The 2,579-nt window shown below is 66.5% G+C and carries 4 protein-coding genes; 2 read left to right on the top strand and 2 right to left on the bottom strand.

Annotated features, from left to right (window positions below):
• Nucleotides 1-169: 169 nt before the first annotated feature.
• Nucleotides 170-703 carry a DUF3455 domain-containing protein gene (locus ACFFIC_RS26710; RefSeq protein ID WP_377056178.1) on the top strand — a complete coding sequence of 178 codons (534 nt, stop codon included), beginning with the start codon at nucleotides 170-172 and terminating at the stop codon, nucleotides 701-703.
• A gap of 378 nt (nucleotides 704-1,081) precedes the next feature.
• Here ACFFIC_RS26710 and ACFFIC_RS26705 read toward each other — a convergent pair whose 3' ends face one another.
• Both ACFFIC_RS26705 and ACFFIC_RS26700 read right to left on the bottom strand, forming a co-directional pair.
• Nucleotides 1,082-1,825, bottom strand: coding sequence for a sulfite exporter TauE/SafE family protein (locus tag ACFFIC_RS26705; RefSeq protein ID WP_377056176.1), 744 nt, complete (start codon nucleotides 1,823-1,825; stop codon nucleotides 1,082-1,084).
• Nucleotides 1,822-2,100, bottom strand: a complete 279-nt coding sequence (locus tag ACFFIC_RS26700) for a hypothetical protein (protein ID WP_377056174.1) — start codon at nucleotides 2,098-2,100, stop codon at nucleotides 1,822-1,824. Before ACFFIC_RS26700 ends, ACFFIC_RS26705 begins: the two co-directional genes overlap by 4 nt.
• Before the next feature lie 95 nt (nucleotides 2,101-2,195).
• Here ACFFIC_RS26700 and ACFFIC_RS26695 point away from each other — a divergent pair, with 95 nt between their 5' ends.
• Complete coding sequence (locus tag ACFFIC_RS26695) at nucleotides 2,196-2,522, top strand: LysR family transcriptional regulator (RefSeq protein ID WP_377056172.1); 327 nt, start codon at nucleotides 2,196-2,198, stop codon at nucleotides 2,520-2,522.
• Nucleotides 2,523-2,579 lie beyond the last annotated feature (57 nt).

The raw sequence follows: 2,579 nt of genomic DNA, 5'->3' as shown, positions 1-2,579 counted from the left end.
ACCCGCTGCCGCGAGCCAATCACAACCGACTCAAATGACTCTAGCTGTTCCCGGATAGACACTTAGACCGGCCGGCCCAAACACATGCCAACCGTGAGGGGCAATGGGACGGGAGGTCGAGGATCTCCCACCCATTGCCGGCAGAGCCGACATCTCTGGAGAAACAAACATGTTCCAGCGCTATCTCCCACTCTTGCTGTGCGCTGCTGGGCTTCTCGCCGCCCTGACGAGCGCGAACGCAAGAGCCCAGACCGGCACCGAGGTCGCCGCACTGTCAGGACTGTCCGTCGTGGCAACGAGCCACGCGCACGGCGCTCAGATCTACGAGTGCCGCGCCAGGGCGGATGGCCAACTCACCTGGGTGTTCCGAGAGCCCGTCGCGACGCTGTTGGAAGGAAGCCACACCGTCGGGCGGCACTATGCCGGACCGAGTTGGGAGATGGCGGAGGGGGGAGCCACAATCGTGGGCCGTCTTACCGAGCGCCTGCCGGGCGCGGGTACGGGCAACATCCCGTGGCTCCGGCTGGAGGTGGCGGAGCGGCGCGGACCGGGAAGCGGCGGGCGCCTTGAACCGGTCACGGTGGTCCTGCGAGTGAATACGGTTGGCGGGGTGATCGAAGGCCCATGCCCCAGAGCCGGTGCGTTCCGGGCCGTGCCTTACGCGGCCGACTACGTGTTCCTCGCGCCGATGAACAGGAGCTAGCGGCCGTTGTCCCCATAGCCGCGGCGAAGCCCGCGGTGACGACCGTCTCTCCCTCGACGGCGTTGCGGGCGTATCAGGCTAGACTTCCGAGGTCGCCGCCACCCATGACGATCAGGCAGGTGGTGAAGGACATGCTCGCTCCTGGCCTTCGGACGGGCATGAGAGACCCGCCTGCGCGGCAGGGTGCTCTGGACGCACTCCTACCGCTGTGTAGTCGCGGTGGGAGTCATTAGCCCTCGCGGGCGGTTTCGGGGAAAGTCCATTCCTATCGCCGGCATCATCGCCCTGATTGAGCATCAAGGCGCATTGCAGGTGCCTCACCTCTACGGGCAGCGACCTGGAACCCAGCGCCTGCCTTCCGCTAGCCGAAGCATTCGGTTAACGGATCGAAAGTAGCACAGCTCCCTGAACGACGTAGTAGCAGCCGAGTACCGTGATCAGCCGGTTGGCCCAGCGGCGGAACTGCAGATCCGTCATGGCTTCCAGCAGACGTCTTGCAGCACTCGTTCCCACCATCGAGCTGGCGACCGCAAGTATGGCGACCTCCGGATCCAAACCCGCTGGATCACTGATGATCATCCCGAAATACGCCAGCTTCGCACCGTGACCCAAGACCTGACACACGGCCTTGGTGGCGACGATCTCCCGCCGGTCGAGCTTGCCGCCCAAAAAGAACATGTCCACCAGCGGCCCGGAAACGCCGGTGCCGAGCATCAGGGCCATTGATGCCGCGCCGCAGGCGACACCGTCCCACGCGCGGCTCGGATCCGGCCTCAGGCCGGAAGGCAGCAGGCGCACCAGGAATGGCGACAGGCCGAGCATCAGGATGGCGACTGCCTTGTCGGGCACCCATCCGAGCAGGGACCATGCCCCGACCATCACTCCGGCGCCGATGTTGAAGGGCAGTGCCGCGGACCAGCGGATATGGCGCCACCACAGCAGTCCCCTCCAGAAGTTGGAGGCGATCTGGGTGACTGCATGCAGTGTCATGGCGGCTGGTAGTGGCAGCAGCGCGAGCAGCACGCCGACCAGGATCAGGCCGCCCGCCATCCCGAACACGCCGGATAGGAAGGAGGTGGCCACCACCGCGGCACCGATGCTGGCCATCAGCAGCGAGCTCATCGCCCCACGGGCCCTTCCGCCGATGCGGCGAGCACCGAGCAGCCCGCTCCGGTCAAGGCGACGCGCGTCCCGCCCTGGGTCGCCTCGACGCCTGCCTCCAGCCTGACGAGGCCTTCTGCTGTCGCGTCCTCCCAGACCTGGAGGCGCGGACAGGATGTGCGCCAGGCCGACATCGTCTCGTCGTAGGTGCGCGGCTGGTCAGCGACCCAGGCGAGGAACTGTACGAGGAGAAGGGCAGCCGGGTCGGCCGATGCGGAAGGGGTGAACTGGAGCATCGTGATACCTCCTTTCGAACACCCCCCGGATAGCCCCTTGGCAACATGCCATGTAGTTGTTCTGATGAACGATCTTCATACCTGGACGGTATGGCATGATTGAACTCCACCGCCTGCGGGCCTTTGTCGCCGTCGCTGAGGAGGGTCACATCACCCGGGCAGCCGGGAAGCTCGGCATGCAGCAGCCGCCCCTCAGTCGCCTCGTGCAGGGGCTGGAAGCTCAACTCGGTTGTCGGTTGCTGCGTCGCATGCCGCGTGGGGTGGAGCCGACCGAGGCTGGGCTGGCCCTGCTGGAGGAGGCGCGTGCGGTGCTGGCGCGGGCGTCCAGGGTCGAGGACGCCGTGCGCCGAACCGCGCGGGGTGAGGCGGGGCGGCTCGCCGTGGGCTTCACCAGCTCGGCCGCGCTGCACCCGTTCGGGTAGCGTCCGTCAACGTGGTGGAAATTGCATTTGGGCTTGAGGTGGCCACGGCTCAGGCGG

Origin of the sequence: Muricoccus vinaceus (genome assembly GCF_042433125.1) — a bacterium.
Classification (GTDB): Bacteria; Pseudomonadota; Alphaproteobacteria; order Acetobacterales; family Acetobacteraceae; genus Roseomonas; species Roseomonas vinacea.
Note: the sequence above shows the minus strand (reverse complement) of the source record. Positions and strands in the feature narration are given on the sequence as shown.